This is a genomic window from Mycolicibacter engbaekii (genome assembly GCF_002101585.1).
Lineage (GTDB): Bacteria > Actinomycetota > Actinomycetes > Mycobacteriales > Mycobacteriaceae > Mycobacterium > Mycobacterium engbaekii.
Genome location: NZ_LQOT01000040.1, coordinates 99,154 through 118,160, shown reverse-complemented (window position 1 = coordinate 118,160; position 19,007 = coordinate 99,154). Strand labels below are relative to the sequence as shown.

Genomic DNA, 19,007 nt, shown 5'->3' with positions numbered 1-19,007 from the left:
GTGCTCCCGGCTCAACACCGGATGAGACGATCGGCCGACTTCGGTGCGACGGTCAAATATGGCCGACGGGCAGTACAGCCCGACCTGGTGATCTATGACCGGCGGACCGAACCTACCGAGACGTCGACGCCGGATGCCGCCACCGCAACTCCGCCCCAGGTGGGCTTGATCATCGCCAAGACGGTCGGGTCCGCTGTCGAGCGGCACCAGGTGGCGCGGCGTCTGCGCCATGTCGCCCGCACGCTGTTGGCAGAGCTGCAACCCGACGAGCGGCTGGTGATCCGGGCATTGCCCGGCAGCAGGGATGCGACTTCGGCGACGCTGGGTGCCCAGCTGCGCGCCGGCCTGCAATCGATCCGCCGGACGGCCGGGGCGGTGCGCTGATGCACGGGATCGCGGTGGCGCCGGTGCGCGGACTGATCTTCCTCATCCAGCTGTACCGCAACATGGTCTCCCCGCTGCGTCTGCCGAGCTGCCGATTCATGCCGACCTGCAGCCAATATGCGGTGGACGCCCTGAGCGAATATGGGCTGATTCGGGGAAGCTGGTTGGCAGTGGTACGGCTGGCCAAGTGCGGGCCGTGGCATCAAGGCGGTTGGGACCCTATTCCCGAGCGCTCCCAGGGCGCTGGCGAGGGCTGCTGCCCTGGCGAGAACGCCTCTCAAGAACGAGCGGAGGGTGAATACGGTGTCCTTTGATCCGGGCAGCCTGGACTACGTTTACTACCCGGTGTCGGGCATTATGTGGTTGTGGTACAAGGCTTTTAGCCTTCTGCTGGGGCCGGCGAACTTCTTCACCTGGGCCCTGTCGGTGGTGTTCCTGGTGTTCACGCTGCGGGCCCTGCTGTACAAGCCGTTCGTCAAGCAGATCCGGACCACCCGGCAGATGCAGGAGCTGCAACCCCAGATCAAGGCCTTGCAGAAGAAGTACGGCAAGGACCGCCAGAAGATGGCGCTGGAGATGCAGAAGCTGCAGCGTGAGCACGGCTTCAACCCCATCCTGGGTTGCCTGCCGATGCTGGCTCAGGTGCCGGTGTTCCTGGGCCTGTTCCATGTGCTGCGGTCGTTCAACCGCACCAGCACCGGGATCGGCCAGCTCGGCCTGTCGCCGGATCTGAACCGTCAGCTGGGCAACTACTTCTTCAGCGCCGAGGACGTGGGCAACTTCCTGGACGCAAACCTGTTCGGGGCACCGCTGGGCGCGACGATGATTCAGCGGACCGGCCTGGACGCCTTCGCCGAATTCAACCGGGTGTCGGTGATCGCCGTCGGGGTGCCGATCATGCTCGCGGCCGGCATCGCCACCTACTTCAACAGCCGGGCCTCGGTGGCACGGCAGAGTCCGGAAGCCGCGGCGAACCCGCAGACCGCGATGATGAACAAGCTGGCGCTGTACGTGTTCCCGCTCGGCGTGGTGGTCGGCGGCCCGTTCCTGCCCCTGGCGATCATCCTGTACTGGTTCTCCAACAACATCTGGACCTTCGCTCAGCAGCACTACGTCTTCGGGTTGATCGCCAAGGAAGACGAGGCCAAGAAGGAAGAGGCGCTGCGCCGCCGTGCCGCCAACGCTCCGGCTCCCGGAGCCAAGCCCAAGCGGGCGGCCCGGGCGGCAACAGCCGATGCCCTTGAAGCCGAAGCGCCTGAGTCCGATGCGCCCGAGCCGAAAGCCGGTGGGGGCGCGGATGCGGTGAAACGCAACCCGGGCCGCCCCGCCGCGCGGGGCGGACGTCCCGGCGCAGGTGCCAAGCCGAAGAAACGCAAGCGGTAAACCGCCGCAACAAGCCAACCGGTGCAGATGAGCCGCCGGACACGGAGGGAGACGAGATGACTGACACGACGGATTCGGACACCACGGAGCGCGAGGCGACGCCGGAGACCGAGGCCCAGGAGGGTAACGCCGCCCCCGCGGTGGACCTGGAGGACCGCCTGGTGGCCGAAGGGGAGATCGCCGGTGACTACTTGGAGGAGCTGCTCGACCTCCTGGACTTCGACGGCGACATCGACCTCGATGTGGAAGGCCGCCGTGCGGTGGTGAGCATCGATGGCGGCGCGGACCTGACCAAGCTGGTGGGGCGCAAGGGCGAGGTGCTCGACGCGCTGCAGGAGCTGACCCGCTTGGCGGTGCACCAGAAGACCGGCGAGCGCAGCAGGCTGATGCTCGACATCGCCGGGTGGCGGCGCCGGCGGCGGGACGACCTGACCGCACTCGGCGACGAGGTGGCGCGGCGGGTCTTGGAGACCGGAGCCGATGAGGAACTGGCCCCGATGAGCCCGTTCGAACGTAAGATCGTCCACGATGCGGTGGCCGCCGTTGCCGGCGTGCACAGCGAGAGTCAGGGTGTCGAGCCGTCGCGCCGGGTCGTGGTTCGGCGCGACTGACAAGACTTCAGGGCAGGGAATCACATCCGTGTGATTCCCTGCCCGCGGTTCATTCCCGGGAAGCCGGAGGAATGTTTCACGTGAAACATGTCGAGGGAGCACCGGCACCGGAACCATCCCCGGAGGCGGCCGAGGTCTTCGGCGACCGCCTGCCCCTCGCTCGCCGTTACGCGGGTCTGCTGGCGGGAGCCGGTGTCGAACGCGGGCTGATCGGTCCCCGCGAAGTGGAACGGTTGTGGGACCGGCATCTGCTGAACTGCGCGGCGGTCGGCGAGCTCCTTGAGGCCGGCGAGCGTGTGGCGGACATCGGGAGCGGCGCCGGGTTGCCGGGAATCCCGGTGGCGATCGCGCGCCCCGATGTCACGGTGACGTTGGTGGAGCCACTGCTGCGGCGCAGCGAATTTCTCCGTGAGGCCGTCGCAGAGCTCGAGCTGGCGAACGTCGACGTCGTCCGCGGCCGGGCCGAGGAGCGATCCGTTCGGGACGAGGCCGGCGACCGCGACGCGGTTTTGTCGCGGGCGGTTGCGAGCCTAGACAAGATCAGCCGATGGAGCTTTCCGTTGTTGCGCGGCGGGGGCCGAATGCTCGCGATGAAGGGGGAGCGAGCCCAAGCCGAGGTGGACGAGCACCGTGCCACCATGGCGGGACTAGGCGCGAAGGACGTAAGGGTGGTGAGATGTGGCGTGAACTATTTAACCCCGCCCGCGACCGTAGTGGTGGCGCTGCGGGGCGAGCCCACCCGGGCTCGAAGGGGCGCGACGCGACGGGGAACCAGGAGGCAGATATGAGCAGACCAGTCCCGCCGGATGTCACGCCACGTCCCTCCGCGAAGGCCGCCGGGCCCGCGCCCGCCGCGGTTTCACGTGAAACATCGGCCGCCGCGGTTTCACGTGAAACATCGTCGGACTTCGTCGACACCCCGATCGGGGCGGCCGCCGAACGCGCCATGCAGGTGCTGCACACCAACAACCGGCTGCCCCGGCCGCGGCGTCGGCGGGTGTTCACCGTCGCCAACCAGAAGGGCGGCGTCGGCAAGACCACCACGGCCGTCAACCTCGCGTCCGCCCTGGCGGTCCAGGGCATCAAGACGCTGGTGATCGATCTCGACCCGCAGGGGAACGCCAGCACCGCCCTGGGCATCGCGGACCGGAAGTCCGGCACGCCGTCCTCCTACGAAGTGTTGATCGGCGCGATCCCGGCGGCCTCCGCGCTGCAGCAGAGCCCGCACAACGAACTGCTGTACTGCATTCCCGCCACCATCGATCTGGCCGGCGCGGAGATCGAACTGGTGAGCATGGTGGCGCGGGAGAACCGGCTCCGCAACGCCCTGGCAGACCTGGACCGCTTCGACTTCGACTACGTCTTCATCGACTGCCCGCCTTCTCTGGGCCTGCTGACCGTCAACGCGTTGGTCGCGGCGCCGGAGGTGCTGATCCCCATCCAGTGCGAGTACTACGCACTGGAGGGGGTCTCCCAGTTGATGCGCAACATCGAGATGGTCAAGGCACACCTCAACCCGCGGTTGGCGGTGACCACCGTGCTGCTGACCATGTACGACGGGCGAACCAAACTGGCGGATCAAGTTGCCGACGAGGTCCGCCGCTACTTCGGAGACCGGGTGCTGCGCACGGTGATCCCGCGCAGTGTCAAGGTCTCGGAGGCGCCGGGATACAGCATGACGATCATCGAGTACGACCCCGGCTCGCGGGGAGCCATGAGCTACCTGGACGCCAGCCGGGAATTGGTCGAGCGGGATCTGGCGGACGGACACGACGGGGGCCGGCAGTGACCCGCCCAGCGGCCCGAGCCGCCAAGAAGTCAGCCACCGTGGGCACAGGGAGAGGGAGGAGCGCCACCGATGACCGGACCGTCGCGTAAGAAAGGCGGCCTGGGCCGCGGCCTGGCCTCGCTGATCCCGACGGGGCCGGGCGAGGGCAGCGACGCACCGGGGGACCGGGCGGCGGGCCTGGGTCCGCGTATGGGCGATGCGGCTGCCGACGTCGTGCTTGGCGGCCTGGGCACCGCACCGCCGGCGGCCGCGCCGGATGTGGGGGCGGTCTACCGGGAGATCAGGCCGGCCGACATCGAGCCCAACCCGCGCCAGCCCCGGCAGGTGTTCGACGACGAGGCGCTTGCGGAACTGGTGCATTCCATCCGCGAATTCGGCCTGATGCAGCCGATCGTGGTGCGGGAGATACCGGGCTCGTCGCGCTACCAGTTGGTGATGGGGGAGCGGCGCTGGCGGGCGTCGCAACAGGCCGGCCTGGAAACCATCCCCGCGATCGTGCGGGAGACCGAGGACGACAACCTCCTGCGCGACGCGCTGCTGGAGAACATCCACCGCGTTCAGCTCAACCCCTTGGAAGAGGCGGCGGCCTACCAGCAATTGCTGGACGAGTTCGGGGTCACCCACGACGAGTTGGCGACCCGCATCGGACGCTCTCGTCCCTTGGTGACGAACATGATCCGGCTGCTGCGGCTGCCCATCGCGGTGCAGCGCAGAGTCGCCGCCGGGGTGCTGTCAGCCGGGCACGCGCGGGCGCTGCTCTCCCTGGAGGGGGGAGCCGAGGCGCAGGAGGAGCTCGCGGCGAGGATCGTGGCCGAGGGGCTGTCGGTGCGCGCCACCGAGGAGGCCGTCACCCTGGCCAACCGTGCGGGACCCGCGAACCCGGTCGCGCCGCGGCGCAAGCCGATCCAGATGCCCGGCCTGCAGGACATCGCCGAGCGGCTGTCGACGACCTTCGACACCCGGGTGATGGTCAGTCTGGGCAAGCGCAAGGGCAAGATTGTGGTCGAATTCGGGTCGGTCGACGACTTGCAGCGCATCGTCGAGATGATGGACCGGAAAACCTCTTAAGGCCGTGATCAGCCAACGTCCAGGGCTACCGGGCCGTTACGTCACTGTGACGGTACGGCGATCCCGGAACCGAGGTGGCTTCCAATGATGTTGAACGACAGTAGCTTTCGATTTTTCCAGGGGTCGGCCCGCCAAATGGCACCGAGGGTGGCATCCGGCGGCTCGTCCCTCCTATCCTTAAAGGGCTGTCGTGGGCGACAGCGCGGGTTGAGACCGGGAGTCCAGTGTCTGTCCGAATCGCACCCCTGAAGCTGGAGGGTTTCGAGCAGCTTCCCAAGCACGCACGGCGCTGCGTCTTCTGGGAGGTGGATCCGGCGACCCTCCGCGGCGACGAGCACCTGTCGGACCCGGAGTTCGAGAAGGAAGCCTGGCTGTCGATGGTGATGCTGGAGTGGGGGACCTGCGGCCAGGTGGCCACCCCCTCGGCCGCCGCCCGCGGCATCGCGGACCCGCCATGTCTGGGCTACGCGCTCTACGCGCCCCCGCGCGCCGTCCCGCGGGCGCACCGGTTTCCCACCGGGCCGGTTTCCGCCGACGCGGTGCTCCTGACATCGATCGGGGTCGATCCGGCTCCGCTGGCCGACGGGCTGCCGCGGGAACTGATCTCCCGGGTGGTCGAGGAGCTGATGCGCCGAGGGGTCCGCGCACTGGAGGCCTTCGGCCGGACACCGGAGGCCTCGGAGCTGCTGGACACCGCGAGCGCACCGCCCGACGTGGCGCCGGTGCTCGAAGCGGTCGGCGACTGCTCCGTCGAACACTGCATCATCGCCGCGGAGTTCCTGACCGACGTCGGCTTCACCGTGGTGGCGCCGCACCGGTACTTTCCCCGGTTGCGCTTGGAACTCGACAAGGGCCTGGGTTGGAAGGCGGAAGTGGAAGCCGCGCTCGAGCGGTTGCTGGAAAGCGCGCGGCTCGAGGCACCGATCGGTGCGTGTGCGCCGGCGTCGGGGAGTGCGGTTTAGGTCAGGAACCGCCGAGTTGGCCGGTCCGCTCCACCGACAGCTCGTGGGCCAGCAACTCGGCGAAGGTGAAGGTTCCGGTGGGCCGGTCGTTCTTGCCGAGTAGATACAGCCGCTTGACCGCGGCCAGGATGCCTTCGGCGATGGCGTCGCGGGTGGCGGGGGAGGCCAGCATGGCGCGATCACCCGGGCTGGTGATGTAGCCGACGTCCACCTCGACGGTGGGCATCCGGGTCAGCCGCAGCAGGTCCCATGTCCGGCCGTGCGCGCGGCAGTCTTGTAACCCGGTGCGGGCCACGATCTCTCGCTGAATGAAGTCGGCAAGGTTACGGCCGATGGTGGACACCGAACCATGCGAGTTGCCGAAGTGGAAAGACGCCACCCCGTTGGCCGCCGGGCTGACGTGGGTGCCACAGCGCAGACTGATCATGAGGTCGGCGCCCACGGCGTTGGCGGTGGCTGCGCGCTCGGCGTCGGAGGGATTGCGGCCACTGGGGCGGGACAGGAAAGTGTCCATCCCGATGGCCGTCATCCGGCCTTCCAAACGACTTGCCAAGTCCCACAAGATGTCTGCTTCACTGATCGGACCCGACGGCGTCTGGGTGATCAGCCCGTGGTCCCGGCCGCCGCGGCCCGGGTCGATCACGATCCGCTTCCCGGAAAGCCGGGGGCCCGAGCGTCGCACCAGTTCCTCTTCCCGGATCGCGTGCGGCGAACCGCCACTCACCCGGGAAGCCAGGAAGTTCAAGGAGCGCAACGTCTCCGGCCCGCAGATGCCGTCGGCGTACAGGCCGTACTCACGCTGGTAGGACATCAGGGCGTTGTGGGTCTGGATGCCGAAATAGCCGTCCACCAGACCGGTGTAGAAACCCAGATCCTGCAGCCGGGCCTGCAGCGTGGCGACATCGTCGCCGTACATCGGAGCCCCGAACTGGTGATTGAGAATGCGTGCGCCCAGGCGGTAGGACGCTTCTTTGAGTGCCCGGTAGGTGGCCTCGCCGATCACCCCGTCGACAAGCAGACCGCGCTGTTGCTGGAAGGCCCGCACCGCCTGGTCGAGTTCGGCGTCGAAGACGTCGAGCGCCACGTGCTTGCCGGTGCTCAGGTCCGCGTCGGGGCTGTCCACCAGGCCCAGGGCGGCAAGCGCCGCCCGGATCTCCACCACCGCGCCGCTACGGTCGCCACGACGCAGGCCCTCCTGGGCGCCGCGATGCCGACCCGACATTACTGAGACCCTCCGGTTGTCGCTGTTGGCACTGGAGCCGCCGCTGATGTTGCCAGCAGGTTAGCCAGAATTGTCTCAGATCCCAGGGCAAATTTCGAAAACGGAGCGGCCACAAACGGGCCTACAGAGCGCAGCCTCACAAGCCGGCCGGACAGTGCCCGACGTCGCTATGTGGCGTCGGCGAGCTCCCGCAGCAGGGCGGCCTTGCCCTTGGCGCCGACGATCCGCTTCACCGGCTGGCCGTCCTTGAACAGGATCAGGGTGGGGATCGACACCACGTTGAAGTCCCGCGCGGTGTTGGGGTTGGCGTCCACGTCGAGTTTGGCGACGGTGAGCTGGCCGGCCTGCTCGGCGGCGATCTCCTCGAGCACCGGGGCCACCATCTTGCAGGGACCGCACCAGGTCGCCCAGAAGTCCACCAGCACCGGTGTGGTGCTGGCCAGCACATCGGCGGCGAAGGTGGCGTCGGAGACGGTTACCGTGCTGTGGTCGGTCATCGTGGTGCTCCCGTCAGGGTCTCGGTACCGGTGTCGTGGGCATCTGCTGCGTCGGTGTCGTCATGCGATTCTGCCAGCCAGCGTTCGGCGTCGATGGCGGCCGCGCAGCCCGTTCCGGCGGCGGTGATCGCCTGCCGGTAGGTGCGGTCCACCAGATCGCCGGCCGCGAACACGCCCTCCACCGAGGTGCGCGTGCCGGGCTGCTGGACCAGCACGTAGCCGTCCGCGTCCAGCTCAACGGTGTCACGCACCAGCGCCGAGCGGGGGTCGTGGCCGATCGCGACGAACACACCGGTCACCGGCAGGGTGGTCTCCGCACCGCTGAGGGTGTCGCGCACCCGCAGGCCGGTCACGGTCTGCTCGCCTTCCACCGCGACCGGAACGCTGTTGGTCAGGAATCGGATCTTGTCGTTCTCGCGGGCCCGGGCGAGCATGATCTTCGAGGCCCGGAACTCGTCGCGGCGGTGCACCAGCGTCACGCTGCGGGCGAAGCGGGTCAAGAAGGTGGCCTCCTCCATCGCCGAGTCACCGCCGCCGATCACGGCGATGTCCTGGTCACGGAAGAAGAAGCCGTCGCAGGTGGCACACGAGCTCACCCCGCGGCCCAGCAGCTCCTGCTCGCCGGGGATGTTGAGGTAGCGGGCGGCCGCGCCCATGGCCAAGATGACGGCCCGGGCGTGCAGGGTCTCGCCGTCGGCGGTGACGACGGTCTTGACCGGCCCCTCCAGATCGACCGACTCGATGTCCTCCATCCGCAGGTCGGCGCCGAAGCGCAGGGCCTGCTCGCGCATCTCGTCCATCAACTCCGGGCCCATGATTCCGTTGCGGAAGCCGGGGAAGTTCTCCACTTCGGTGGTGGTCATCAAGGCGCCGCCGAACGCGGTGCCCTCGAACACCACCGGGGCCAGCTGCGCGCGGGCGGCGTAGATCGCGGCGGTGTACCCGGCCGGACCCGAGCCGATGATGATCACCTGGTGGGTGGAGGGTGTCTCAGACATCGATGGCCTTTCCGCTGGGATCGGGTTTCACGGGCTTGCAACGTCAGCGTAGGCGGCGATTGTTCCCGAACCGCTGGGGCCGGGTCTAGGGGCGCCGCACGGTGGTGTCGGCCAGCAGCCCGGTGTCGGCCGCACTGCATTGCGGTGCCACCGCCAGCGCGTTGATCGTGCCGGGTGTTGTACCCGCAAGCAGCAGCACCACCGCAGGGCGACCATTGATGGTGATCTCGCGGGCGCCCAGCACCGGGGTGGAAGCCGGATAGCCCAGACCGGTCAGGCAGCCCGCCCGGCGCGCCGGATCGGTGAGCGGGCCGTACTCGGGGCGGCGGTCCAGCAGTTCGAGGAGCTCCGGTTCCGACAGCGGCAGGACCGCGGTGGGTGCGGACTCCACCGTGATGGCGTCGAACGAACGGCGCCCGCTGGAGGTGTCGCCGGGGGACCGGACCAAGGCGGCCGTGCCGAGCCCGATGGCGAGCACCGCGGCGGTGCCGCCGGCCCAGGCGGCGATCCGGTTGAACTGGGGCAGGGGCCGGCTGGAGTGCGCCGGTGGCCCACTGTGGCCCCGGGGCTGTTCCTCGCCCGCATCGACTGGCATGCCGCGGCTTCCGCTCGTTGTGGTGTCGTCGCGCACCATCGCGCGCCGACCTGCTGACCCCCTCGGGCGCCAAGGTTATCCGCCCGCCGGGCCTGCGCACCGCAGCGCCGGGCCCAGGGGGGCGGACCGTTCCAGCAGCGCGGCCAGCCGGGCCCGTCCGCGGGCGCAGCGACTCTTGACCGTTCCCGGAGCCACCCCGAACACCTGCGCGGCGTCGGCCACCGAATAGCCGTGCATGTCCACCGCGATCACCGCGGCCCGCTGGGCGGCCGGCAGCCGGCGCAACGCGGCACGGACCAGCAGCGCGGTATCGACCTGTGCGGTGCGATCGCCGACGGTGGCGTGGCCGGCGAGCAGTTCGATGTGGGTCACGGGGCGGCGGCGCAGCCGGTCCAGGCAGGCGTTGACCACGATGCGGTGCAGCCAGCTGCCCACGGCGGCGTGGTGGCGAAACGACCCGGCCGCCCGGTGCGCCGAGAGCATCGCCTCCTGCAGGGCGTCCTCGGCCTCCTCGGGGCAGCCGGTGGTGAGCCGGGCCAGGCGGCGCAGCCGCCGATGGTGGCGCCCGTAGAGCTCACCGAAGGCGTACGGGTCGCCGGCGACATGCGCGGCCAGAAGTTCGGCGTCACTGCGCTCCGGGTGGCCCATGGGCCGGACAGTAATCAGCGGCGACCCGGTCGGTACTTCACCCGATCGCCTTGTGCACAGGCCCCGGGTGGGGGCGCGCACGGCGACCGGCTAGGACGCCGCCTGCACGGTGATCTCGGAGATCTGCGTGCGGCTCTCCCCACCGGTGTTGCCCATCGTGGTGATCCAGACCAGCAGGTTCGATGTCGGGGCGGCCGAGTCGGCGGTGATCTTGTTGGAACCCGGGTGCAGCGTCTTCGCAGGCGCCAGCAGGGTGGTGTCCTCCAGCCGCGCCGGCTTGGGTGTCGATGCGGACCGCAGCTCGACGCGGGTGCCGGTGCTGGACACGTTCAGCGAGACGCTGCCGATCACCGTGGGGCTGGGCAGCTGCAGGATCAGGCCCACCCCGTTCTTGAAGTTCGGGAAGGGCACGGGATCGGAATAGGTGTCGGTGGACCAGGCGGTGGCCGGGTTCCCGTCGATTGCCAGCCCGGCGTCCTGGGGCCGGTCGGCCTCGCCGCCGGGGGAGAACACCGTCGCCTGGATGGGCTTCACCACGCCACTCGGCCCGGCTGCGCCGGGCAGGGCCGACGCCGACGGGCTGCTCAGGCCCAGTTCGGTCTTGTCCAACCCGTTGACGTCGCCGAAGATGCGGTTGAGCACCGAGGCCAGCACCAGCAGCGCCACCAGGATGACGGCGCCACCGATGCCCAGTCCGATCAGCACCCGGCGGCGCCGGTCGGCGCGTGTCTGGTCGTCCGGCGGCGCGGGCGCCGGCCGGGGCGGCTCGTCGGCGACCGGGCCCAGCAGCTCGGTCTGTTCGTGCAGGGCCGTGGCCTGCTGCAGCAGGTTCGACAGCGTCGACGCGCCGCGGATCCCGCCGTCGGGCGCGATGGCATGACTGGCGGCCGCCGAGATCTGGAAGGGGATGTCGGGGTTGATCGCGTCCGGCGGGATCGGGTTGCCGTTCTCGTCGCGGTCGGCCGGTTGCAGGCCGCCTTCGGAACCCGTCCCGGCGTCGGCCAGCGGCCACCGGTTGACCAGCAGCGCGTAGAGGGTGGCCCCGATGCCGCGAATGTCGTCCTCGGGTTTGGTGTCGGGCAGGGTGGCGGGGAAGGCCAGGGTGACGTCGCCGTCGATGCTGACCCGCACCCGCGCCGGGTTGTCGATGGACAGGGCCACGCCGTTGTGGTGGGCGGCCTCGGCGGCGCTGGCCAGCGATCGGATCGCGCGGCCCGCGCCGACCGGTGACGGCGCCGTACCCGCGACTTCCTGCAGGGAGGCGCCCCGCACCCATTCGGAGACCACCAGTCCGCCCGCACCGACGCGCACCACGTCGAGCACCCGGGCGATTCCGGGTGCGTCGATCTGACTGAGCCGCTGGGTTCGCGTGAGCACACCGGTGAGCTGGTCGTCGGGCATGGTCTGGTTCGGGTCGACGAACGTCAGCGCCACCTGCCGGTCCAGCGCGGTGTCCAGCGCCTGCCAGAACTGCAGCACCGGCGTGCCGCCGTGCCGTACCAGCAGCCGGTAGCGACCGCCGGCGACGCTCAGCCCCGGGGTCAGCAAGCTGTCGTTGCTGGCCGGCCCGGGGGCCTCGGCGGCCCGCTGGGCAGCCTGCGGAGCAACGGTCCTCGACGCGGCCCGAGGCCCCGCCCCCTCCGAAGGAATGTTGGTCACCTCCGCACCTTTCGGTGTCCTGCCTCCGGCGATGTGCTCCGCAGGCATGTGTGCGGCGGGATTGTTTGTCACATCCCCGCCGACTGTGGGCAAACAGTTGTGCTCAGCGTACGGGACGTCGAGATCGCGAGCAGGCGGGTTCGGCGCGCCGGCCTGCGGCGCCCGTGAACCCATCCGCCGGCGGACCGCGGCCAGTGCGGCCACGGCTTCGGGCACCCCGGCGCGCACCATGACCGCCCCGATGATCGGCAACATCACCAGCGTCAGCACCAGCAGGCGCAGCATCGAGCCCCCGGCGCCGTGGTCGGTCAGCGCCTGCAGGCCCAGCACTCGATCGGTCACCTCGGCCACCAGGCCGGCAGCCAGGGAGGCGGTCAACGTCACCAGCACGGTGCGGATCACGTCCGGCCCCAGCAGTCGCCAGTGCCCGGCGGGCATGCCGGGGCGGGCGGGCGGCCGCAGGGAGCGGCGCAGCAGCAGGTGTCCGACGACGGCCCCAGCGGTAAAGCCCAGGCCGTTGGCCAGCCCCAGGTAGGCGGCGACGAGGTCCGGATCGCTGGTCAGGTGCGGGGCCAGGACGGAGGCACCGATCTTCACCGCGGTGATCACCACGATGATGGCGATCGGCGTCCACGGTTGTTCGCGCGCGTAGAAGACCCGCAACTGCAGCAGCACCATGGCGTAGGGGATCAGCGTGAACGCCGACATGGCGACGGCGGCGCCCAGGTATCCCGCGTCGACGTTGCCGAAGTTGCCGTAGGCGAACAGGGCGCTGCCGATCGCCGGGCCGGCGACGGTCATCACGGCCACGATCGGGATCAGGGTGATCATCATCAGCCGCGTGGCCAGCGACAGATCGGCCAGCACCGCGGGGTCGTCGCCGGCGGCGGCGTTGCGGCTCAACCGGGGCATCACCACGGTCAGCACCGTCACGCCGATCATGCCGAACGGCAACTGCAGCAGCAGCCAGGCGTAGTAGTAGATCGCCGGCCCGGAGGCAGCCGCCGTGCTGGCGATCTGGTTGGTGACCACCAGTCCGATCTGGCTGATCAGGACATAGAGCACCATGGCCGAGGCCATCGTGCCGAAGCGCTTGAGGCGGTCGTCGATTCCCCACAGCGGGCGCAGGCTGATGTGCTCGCGCCGGATCGCCACCAGCAGGACGACGGTTTGGGCGACGACGCCGGCCGTGGTGCCGACCCCGAGCACCAGCAGCTTGGCGTTGCCCATCCGCACCGGGTCCACCGACAGTTCGCCCGGCACCAGCAGGTAGAGCACCAACGTGGCGATCGCGACCACGTTGTTGACCACCGGCGCCCAGGCCGGCGGCCCAAAAATGTTGCGGGTGTTCAGGATCGCCATGAACACCGAAGACAACCCGTAACAGATCACCTGCGGCAGAAGCAGATACGCGAATGCGATGGTCAGCGCCTCGTTGACCTGCGGGTCACCACCGAGCATCAGCCGGACCAGCAGCGGGGCGGCCGCCACCGAGATCACGGTGGTGGCCAGCAGCAGCGCGGTGGCCAGCGTGACCAGCCGGCGGACGAACGCCGCGCCGCCGTCGGCGTCGTCACGTTCGGCGCGGGCCAGCACCGGCACGAAGATCGCGGTGAAGGTCGCCTCCAGCACCAGCGCGGCGATCTGATTCGGCAGCTGGTTGGCCACCGAGAAGGCGCTCGACAACGCCGCGCCCAGGATCGCCGCCAGCAGCACCACCCGAACGAATCCGGTGATCCGGCTGACCAGCGTGGCCAGTGCCATCCCCCAGGAGCGCGACACCACCGCGGCGTCGCTGAGCTCGGGGCGGGCCGGTTGCGATGCGGGCGTGCTCACCGGTCTCCGCCGTCATCTGCGGGCACCCGCGCCGGCTCGGCGGCAGGCGGCTGGTCCGGGAGCGGCTCGGGCCGGTCCAGGTCGGCGCGGTCGGGCTGGCCGCGGAAACGGTGCCACAGCCGTCGCCCGGTCAGCACCGTGAGCGCCGCCGCCGCGGTCATGGTGAACAGGAACAGCACCATGCCGTAGGCGTTGGAGTGCACTGACAGCCGCACCGACTCGCCCAGGGGCAGCCCGTCGGGGGTCTGCAGCGCGGCATCGACCACGAAGTGCTGGTTGACGCGTACCTCGACTGGAACCCGCAGCGGCAGATATCCCGGCGGCAGCTCCAACTCGCCGACATCGGTGACCGACATCCCGGGCGGGGCGTCGACGTGCAGCCGAACCCGGATCGGGACCGCCAGGTCGTTGCGCAGCGCCAGCGGCAGCGGGCTGTGCTCGGTGGCCAGGGTGTAGGAGTCGGCGGGATGGACGATGGTGACCCCGCCGATCAGGTCGGCGACGGTGGTGCCGATGACCCCCAGCCGCTGCGCGGCCAGGCCGTTGCGGGCATTGACCGGTTCGGTCTGGGTCAGGGCCCGCAACATGCCCTCGGCGAGCGGGGCCGTGTAGGCCTCACCGGTCAGCCCGGTGCGGGCGTCGGTGGTCAACGCCGAGGTCAAGCCCCACAGCCGGGCGATGTCGCCGGCCACCATGCCTACGACCTCCGGCCCGAAGCCGCCGGCCGGTTGCTGGGCCGGCAGCGGGCCCGCGGGCGGGGCGGTGACGTCGCGCGACTCGGCGATCAGGGCGGTCAGAGGCCGGGCCACCGCCAGCCCGGACCGCAAGGCGGTGGCCAAGGTGCTCAGCACCGCTCGCGCGTCATCGGCGCGGGGCTTCCAGTAGGCCGGCGGCATCAGAATCTCGTTGCGCGGCGCGGCAGGGTCCTCGGGGGATTCCAGCGCGCGCCACAGCATCGAGCCGAGCGCGTCCTGGCGACGGGCCAGCGCCGAGTCGTGGTGCAGCCGCACCGTCAGCGAACCGTCCAGATAGCTGGGCGTGGCCGGTTCGGTGCCCACGGCGGCCAGCGCCGCGCCGACGGCGGGGTCATACGGCGAGAAGACCAACTGTGGGGACAACCGCCGCGGCGTGACGTCGGCGGTGACGCCGGACTCGCGGGCCGAACAGTCACCGGCAGCGACCACCACCGCGTCGCCCTGCGTGCCGATCAGGTCCGCCGAAGCCGCCGTCAGCCGGCCGTCGCCGAGCAGGACCGCACCGCGGGTCGAGCTCACCTGCAGGATGCGGTCGACGATGTCGGCCGGCTTGGCCACCGCTATCGCCGCCAGCCGGGCGTCGCCCACCCGCGCCAAGGCGTCCAGGTCGGCCTGCGCGTAGGGGGTGGCCGCGACACAGGTGCGCTGCGCCAGCCGCCGCAGCCTTTCCAGCCAGGACCGGGCGGCGTCGCGGCCGCTGCCCGGATGCGAGGCCGTGCTCTCGGGGGAGTCGGCGACCACGTAGCCGTCGGTCATCGCGTTGACCGTCACCAGCAGGTCCGGGTCGACGGCCAGGCATAACGCCCGGTTGACCACCCCGTTGGCGTCGACCGCCGGGCTGGTGGCGAACTCGGCCGCCGACAGCAGCGCCTCCAGGCGACCGCCGGGCGCCAGCGACGCCGCCAGGTCGTCGTCGGTGAGCCGCACCGGCCGGGTGCCCCCGGGTGCCCCCGGGGTCAGCCGGGGCCGATCGGCCAGCGGCCAGAACATGGTGAGCCGCACCGGGTGGGAGATGTCGGGCGGGACCGTCCCGGCGACGCCATCGGAGTCCGGGTCGGTTTTGGGCAGACCGGTCACCGGCAGCAGGAACCGGGCGTCGTCGAGCCGGGTCGGCGTGCCGTAGTCGGGCGTGCCGTTGACGTTCACCAGCACCGGATAAATGCCCGGAAGGTCGACACCCAGGGCCGGCTGGCTGGCCGAACGCAGTGGGGCGGACAGCGTGAAGCGGGCTTCCTGCCCGCGCTGCAGTTCTGCGGCCACGGTGCTGAACGGCCCGACCGGACGGTATTGGTCATGGGCACCGGTGAGGGCGGTGCGCAGCCCGGCCGACGAAGCGACGGCGCCGGCCTGCTCCAGGCGCACCATGACGTCGCGGACCGGCCGGTCGCCGACATTGGTCACCGTGCCCGCGACCGTGACCAGCGGGGCGCTGGAGGTGGTGACGATGTCCGGGGTGACGCGGTCGACGCGGATCTGGACGAACGGCGCGACGTCGGGTTCGCCGGTCGCCGAATGCGGTCCGGCGGTGCACAGTGCCGTGCCGAGAGTCATCAGGAGCGCGGCGATCATCGCCGGGAGGGCTGCCAACCGCCTCGGCACGGGACCCCCACCGCTTCGTCGCGTGTGGGTCACGGGTCCAGCCTGCGACCGTTCTTCGGGTCCGGCGAGAGCTCGCCTGCACGAGTAGGGCGGGCGCGGGAGTGCGTCTGCGGACGGCGCCGGGGAGCCGAAGCCGGCAGCGGGGGCAGGGCGGCCGGGCCGTCGGCCTGCAGGCGGTCGATCAATTCGTCGGCGACCAGCGCCAGCCGGCGCTCGTCGGCGTACGCCAAGCGGGACGGCAGCTCCCGGATCGGCACCCACGCCACTTCGGCGACCTCCACATCGTCGTCGCACAGCTCGCCGCTGGCGAACCGCATCAGATAGTGGTGCACCGTCTTGTGCACCCGGCGCCCGTCGGTGACGAACCAGTAGTCGATGCTGCCCAGGGAGGCCAGCACGCTGCCCTGAACACCGGTTTCCTCGGCGACCTCGCGGATCGCGGTCTGCTCGGCGGTCTCACCGACCTCGATATGGCCCTTGGGTAAGGACCACAAGATCCTGCCCCGCCGGTCCACCCGCCCGATCAGCGCGGCCACCTGTTCCTCGCGGGGACCGTCGATACCGTCCACGACGAGGCCGCCGGCGGATGTCTCATGCACGGTGCGCAGGCGCTCCGGTCCGTGCCGCGCGGTGCGGGGCCGACCCGACGCGGCCCGCCCGGGCGGCACGCTGGTGCTGTGCGCGGCGTCGGTGGCGGGGGATTCGGCGTGGTTGAGCTTCGGTCCGGACGTGCGCCGACCACGGCGCCGCCGACGGCGCCGTCCCGAATTGGCTTCTCCGCCGTCGGCCGACACCCATGTGATAGTAGCTGGCACGCGCAGGCCGACCTGCCTCCCTCGCCGCTTCGCCCGGCTTCGCCGCGGCCGCGGTCCCCGGGGGGTCTTGTGGCGGGGACCCGCTTCGCCCGGCTTCGCCGCGCTCGCGATCCCCGGGGGGTCTTATGGCGGGGACCCGCTTCGCCCGGCTTCGCCGCGCTCGCGATCCCCGCTAAGCTCACCGAACGTGCCTGACGCCCATCAAGACGCCGACCTGCTAACCAAGGCGGCCGTCGCGCTGAACCGGCACGCCGAATTGCTGCGCAGCCTCGGCGAGATGTTCTCTGCAGCCGGTCACCAGCTCTACCTGGTCGGGGGATCGGTCCGCGACGCGCTGCTGGGCCGGCCGAGCCCGGACCTGGATTTCACCACCGACGCGCGGCCCGAGCAGGTCCAGGACATCCTGCGCGGCCGGTCCGACGCGATGTGGGACACCGGCATCGAATTCGGCACCGTGGGCGCCGCACTGCGGGGGCAGCGCGTGGAGATCACCACCTTCCGCGCCGACCAGTACGACCGGGTGTCCCGCAATCCCGAAGTGCGCTTCGGCGACTCGCTCGACGCCGATCTGGTGCGCCGCGACTTCACCGTCAATGCGATGGCGGTCCACATCACCCCGGCCGGACCGGGGGACTTCGTGGACCCGCTGGGCGGGCTGGCGGCGCTGCGCGACGGTGTGCTCGACACCCCGACCGCCCCCGAGGATTCCTTCGGCGACGACCCGCTACGCATGCTGCGGGCGGCCCGGTTCGTCTCCCAGCTCGGTTTCACGGTGGCGCCGCGGGTACGCGCGGCGATCGAGGACATGGCGCCCGAGCTGGGCCGCATCACCCCGGAACGGGTCGCCGCGGAATTGGACAAGCTGCTGGTGGGCGCCGACCCGGCCGCCGGGGTGGATCTGATGGTGGCCAGCGGGATGGGCGACGTGGTGCTGCCCGAAGTCGGCGCCATGCGGATGGCGATCGATGAGCACCACCAGCACAAAGACGTCTACCAGCATTCGCTGACCGTGCTGCGCCAGGCGATCGACCTCGAAGACGACGGCCCGGACCTGGTGCTGCGGTGGGCTGCGCTGCTGCACGACATCGGCAAACCGGCCACCCGTCGCCACGAAGCCGACGGCGGGGTCAGTTTCCATCACCACGAGGTGGTGGGCGCGAAAATGGTTCGCAAGCGGATGCGCGCCCTGCGCTACTCCAAACAGATGGTCGACGACGTCTCCCAGCTGGTCTACCTGCACCTGCGGTTCCACGGCTACGGCGACGGCAAGTGGACCGACTCGGCGGTGCGGCGCTACGTCACCGACGCGGGACCTCTGCTGGGCCGCCTGCACAAGCTCGTCCGGGCAGACTGCACCACCCGCAACAAGCGGCGCGCGGCGCGCCTGCAGGCCAGTTACGACCAGCTCGAAGAACGGATCGCCGTCCTGGCCGAGCAGGAGGACCTGCAGCGGGTCCGACCGGATCTGGACGGCAACGAGATCATGGCCCTGCTCGACATCCCCGCCGGGCCGCAGGTCGGCCGGGCGTGGAGCTATCTCAAGGAGCTGCGCCTGGAGCGCGGACCGCTGACCCGCCAGGAGGCCACGGCCGAACTGCTGGCCTGGTGGCAGACCCAGGGGAACCGCTAGCGCCCCCGCCCCGTCTGAGCAGGTATGGACTACTGCCTGGGCGACGGGATGGGTTCGGCCACCATGTGGACCGGTCCGCCGGACCTCGATCTGGATGGCGACGGTCTGGCCGACGCCATCAGCCTCGACTTCGACGGGGACGGACTGCGTGACGACGCCCTGGTCGACTTGGACGGCGACGGAGTAGCCGATCACCTGCTGCTGGATCTGGACGACGACGGCATCCCCGAGGCCTCCTTCGGCGACGACGGGTCGGGCACCTGGGGGCACGGACTGGCGGCGAGCTCAGCCGACCGCTCGGGCGGGCTGCGCTGGATGGGCCTCGACGACGGCGAGCACACCGGCGGTCCGCTGGTGGATTTCGACGGCGATGGCCGCCTCAACGACCGTTTGCTCGACTTCGACGGCGATGGCCGGGCTGACCGGGTGCTGATCGGCGACGGCGCGGGCGGCTACGGCGCCGCCTATGTCGACACCGACGGCGACGGGAGATGGGACGTCAAGCTCACCGACAGCGACGGTGACGGGGCGGCAGACGGGGTCACCACCTTGTGAG

At 70.4% G+C, this 19,007-nt stretch carries 18 protein-coding genes; 10 read left to right on the top strand and 8 right to left on the bottom strand.

Translation table 11 applies throughout. The features are described from left to right. The 8 genes from rnpA to AWC02_RS11815 all read left to right on the top strand — a co-directional run bounded on the left by rnpA (position 1) and on the right by AWC02_RS11815 (position 6,197). Positions 1–384 carry a ribonuclease P protein component gene (rnpA, locus tag AWC02_RS11850; protein WP_085128947.1) on the top strand — a complete coding sequence of 128 codons (384 nt, stop codon included), beginning with the start codon at positions 1–3 and terminating at the stop codon, positions 382–384. Beyond that, positions 384–698, top strand: a complete 315-nt coding sequence (gene yidD, locus AWC02_RS11845) for a membrane protein insertion efficiency factor YidD (protein ID WP_082109478.1) — start codon at positions 384–386, stop codon at positions 696–698. The genes rnpA and yidD overlap by 1 nt, the downstream gene beginning before the upstream one ends. 43 nt (positions 699–741) lie before the next feature. Then, entirely contained in the window at positions 742–1,767 is a 1,026-nt protein-coding gene (yidC, locus tag AWC02_RS11840) for a membrane protein insertase YidC (protein ID WP_237160441.1), read from the top strand. Positions 1,768–1,823: 56 nt separating this feature from the next. Next, positions 1,824–2,378, top strand: coding sequence for a Jag family protein (locus tag AWC02_RS11835; RefSeq protein WP_046314997.1), 555 nt, complete (start codon positions 1,824–1,826; stop codon positions 2,376–2,378). 71 nt (positions 2,379–2,449) lie between these two features. Beyond that, entirely contained in the window at positions 2,450–3,166 is a 717-nt protein-coding gene (gene rsmG / locus AWC02_RS11830; RefSeq protein ID WP_085128945.1) for a 16S rRNA (guanine(527)-N(7))-methyltransferase RsmG, read from the top strand. After that, positions 3,163–4,167 carry a ParA family protein gene (locus AWC02_RS11825; protein ID WP_085128944.1) on the top strand — a complete coding sequence of 335 codons (1,005 nt, stop codon included), beginning with the start codon at positions 3,163–3,165 and terminating at the stop codon, positions 4,165–4,167. Before rsmG ends, AWC02_RS11825 begins: the two co-directional genes overlap by 4 nt. Positions 4,168–4,236: 69 nt before the next feature. Then, on the top strand, positions 4,237–5,235 hold the full coding sequence (locus AWC02_RS11820) for a ParB/RepB/Spo0J family partition protein (protein ID WP_085128943.1): 999 nt from the start codon (positions 4,237–4,239) through the stop codon (positions 5,233–5,235). Positions 5,236–5,459: 224 nt separating this feature from the next. Continuing rightward, positions 5,460–6,197, top strand: a complete 738-nt coding sequence (locus AWC02_RS11815) for an acetyltransferase (protein WP_085128942.1) — start codon at positions 5,460–5,462, stop codon at positions 6,195–6,197. Position 6,198: 1 nt separating this feature from the next. Here AWC02_RS11815 and AWC02_RS11810 read toward each other — a convergent pair whose 3' ends face one another. The 8 genes from AWC02_RS11810 to AWC02_RS11775 form a co-directional block, all read right to left on the bottom strand. Further along, positions 6,199–7,419: an N-acetylmuramoyl-L-alanine amidase gene (locus tag AWC02_RS11810; protein ID WP_085128941.1), complete on the bottom strand. Its 1,221-nt coding sequence runs from the start codon at positions 7,417–7,419 to the stop codon at positions 6,199–6,201. A 167-nt stretch (positions 7,420–7,586) separates the two neighbouring features. Continuing rightward, positions 7,587–7,916, bottom strand: coding sequence for a thioredoxin (gene trxA / locus AWC02_RS11805; protein ID WP_085128940.1), 330 nt, complete (start codon positions 7,914–7,916; stop codon positions 7,587–7,589). Next, positions 7,913–8,914: a thioredoxin-disulfide reductase gene (gene trxB / locus AWC02_RS11800; RefSeq protein ID WP_085128939.1), complete on the bottom strand. Its 1,002-nt coding sequence runs from the start codon at positions 8,912–8,914 to the stop codon at positions 7,913–7,915. Before trxB ends, trxA begins: the two co-directional genes overlap by 4 nt. Before the next feature lie 85 nt (positions 8,915–8,999). Then, positions 9,000–9,509, bottom strand: a complete 510-nt coding sequence (locus AWC02_RS11795; RefSeq protein ID WP_207568047.1) for a hypothetical protein — start codon at positions 9,507–9,509, stop codon at positions 9,000–9,002. Between the two features lie 75 nt (positions 9,510–9,584). Next, entirely contained in the window at positions 9,585–10,157 is a 573-nt protein-coding gene (gene sigM, locus AWC02_RS11790) for an RNA polymerase sigma factor SigM (protein ID WP_085128938.1), read from the bottom strand. A gap of 90 nt (positions 10,158–10,247) precedes the next feature. Beyond that, positions 10,248–13,652 carry a murein biosynthesis integral membrane protein MurJ gene (gene murJ, locus AWC02_RS11785; RefSeq protein WP_237160439.1) on the bottom strand — a complete coding sequence of 1,135 codons (3,405 nt, stop codon included), beginning with the start codon at positions 13,650–13,652 and terminating at the stop codon, positions 10,248–10,250. Continuing rightward, complete coding sequence (locus AWC02_RS11780; protein ID WP_085128937.1) at positions 13,649–15,976, bottom strand: hypothetical protein; 2,328 nt, start codon at positions 15,974–15,976, stop codon at positions 13,649–13,651. The genes murJ and AWC02_RS11780 overlap by 4 nt, the downstream gene beginning before the upstream one ends. Positions 15,977–16,035: 59 nt before the next feature. Continuing rightward, the gene (locus tag AWC02_RS11775; RefSeq protein WP_207568046.1) at positions 16,036–16,800 is read right to left on the bottom strand and encodes an NUDIX hydrolase; all 765 of its coding nucleotides are present in this window, start codon (positions 16,798–16,800) and stop codon (positions 16,036–16,038) included. Between the two features lie 208 nt (positions 16,801–17,008). Between AWC02_RS11775 and AWC02_RS11765 the strand changes: the two genes are divergently transcribed. Next, positions 17,009–18,451, top strand: coding sequence for a CCA tRNA nucleotidyltransferase (locus AWC02_RS11765; RefSeq protein ID WP_085128935.1), 1,443 nt, complete (start codon positions 17,009–17,011; stop codon positions 18,449–18,451). Between the two features lie 24 nt (positions 18,452–18,475). Then, positions 18,476–19,006, top strand: a complete 531-nt coding sequence (locus AWC02_RS11760) for a pullulanase (RefSeq protein WP_085128934.1) — start codon at positions 18,476–18,478, stop codon at positions 19,004–19,006. Position 19,007: the final 1 nt, after the last annotated feature.

Coding starts and splice junctions, on each gene's coding strand:
- AWC02_RS11780 (WP_085128937.1), bottom strand. CDS start 15,976: ATGATCGCCGCGCTCCTGATGACTCTCGGCACGGCACTGTGCACCGCC.
- sigM (WP_085128938.1), bottom strand. CDS start 10,157: ATGGGCCACCCGGAGCGCAGTGACGCCGAACTTCTGGCCGCGCATGTC.
- trxB (WP_085128939.1), bottom strand. CDS start 8,914: ATGTCTGAGACACCCTCCACCCACCAGGTGATCATCATCGGCTCGGGT.
- rsmG (WP_085128945.1), top strand. CDS start 2,450: ATGTTTCACGTGAAACATGTCGAGGGAGCACCGGCACCGGAACCATCC.
- trxA (WP_085128940.1), bottom strand. CDS start 7,916: ATGACCGACCACAGCACGGTAACCGTCTCCGACGCCACCTTCGCCGCC.
- AWC02_RS11810 (WP_085128941.1), bottom strand. CDS start 7,419: ATGTCGGGTCGGCATCGCGGCGCCCAGGAGGGCCTGCGTCGTGGCGAC.
- yidD (WP_082109478.1), top strand. CDS start 384: ATGCACGGGATCGCGGTGGCGCCGGTGCGCGGACTGATCTTCCTCATC.
- yidC (WP_237160441.1), top strand. CDS start 742: ATGTGGTTGTGGTACAAGGCTTTTAGCCTTCTGCTGGGGCCGGCGAAC.
- AWC02_RS11835 (WP_046314997.1), top strand. CDS start 1,824: ATGACTGACACGACGGATTCGGACACCACGGAGCGCGAGGCGACGCCG.
- AWC02_RS11825 (WP_085128944.1), top strand. CDS start 3,163: ATGAGCAGACCAGTCCCGCCGGATGTCACGCCACGTCCCTCCGCGAAG.
- AWC02_RS11820 (WP_085128943.1), top strand. CDS start 4,237: ATGACCGGACCGTCGCGTAAGAAAGGCGGCCTGGGCCGCGGCCTGGCC.
- AWC02_RS11760 (WP_085128934.1), top strand. CDS start 18,476: ATGGACTACTGCCTGGGCGACGGGATGGGTTCGGCCACCATGTGGACC.
- AWC02_RS11795 (WP_207568047.1), bottom strand. CDS start 9,509: ATGCCAGTCGATGCGGGCGAGGAACAGCCCCGGGGCCACAGTGGGCCA.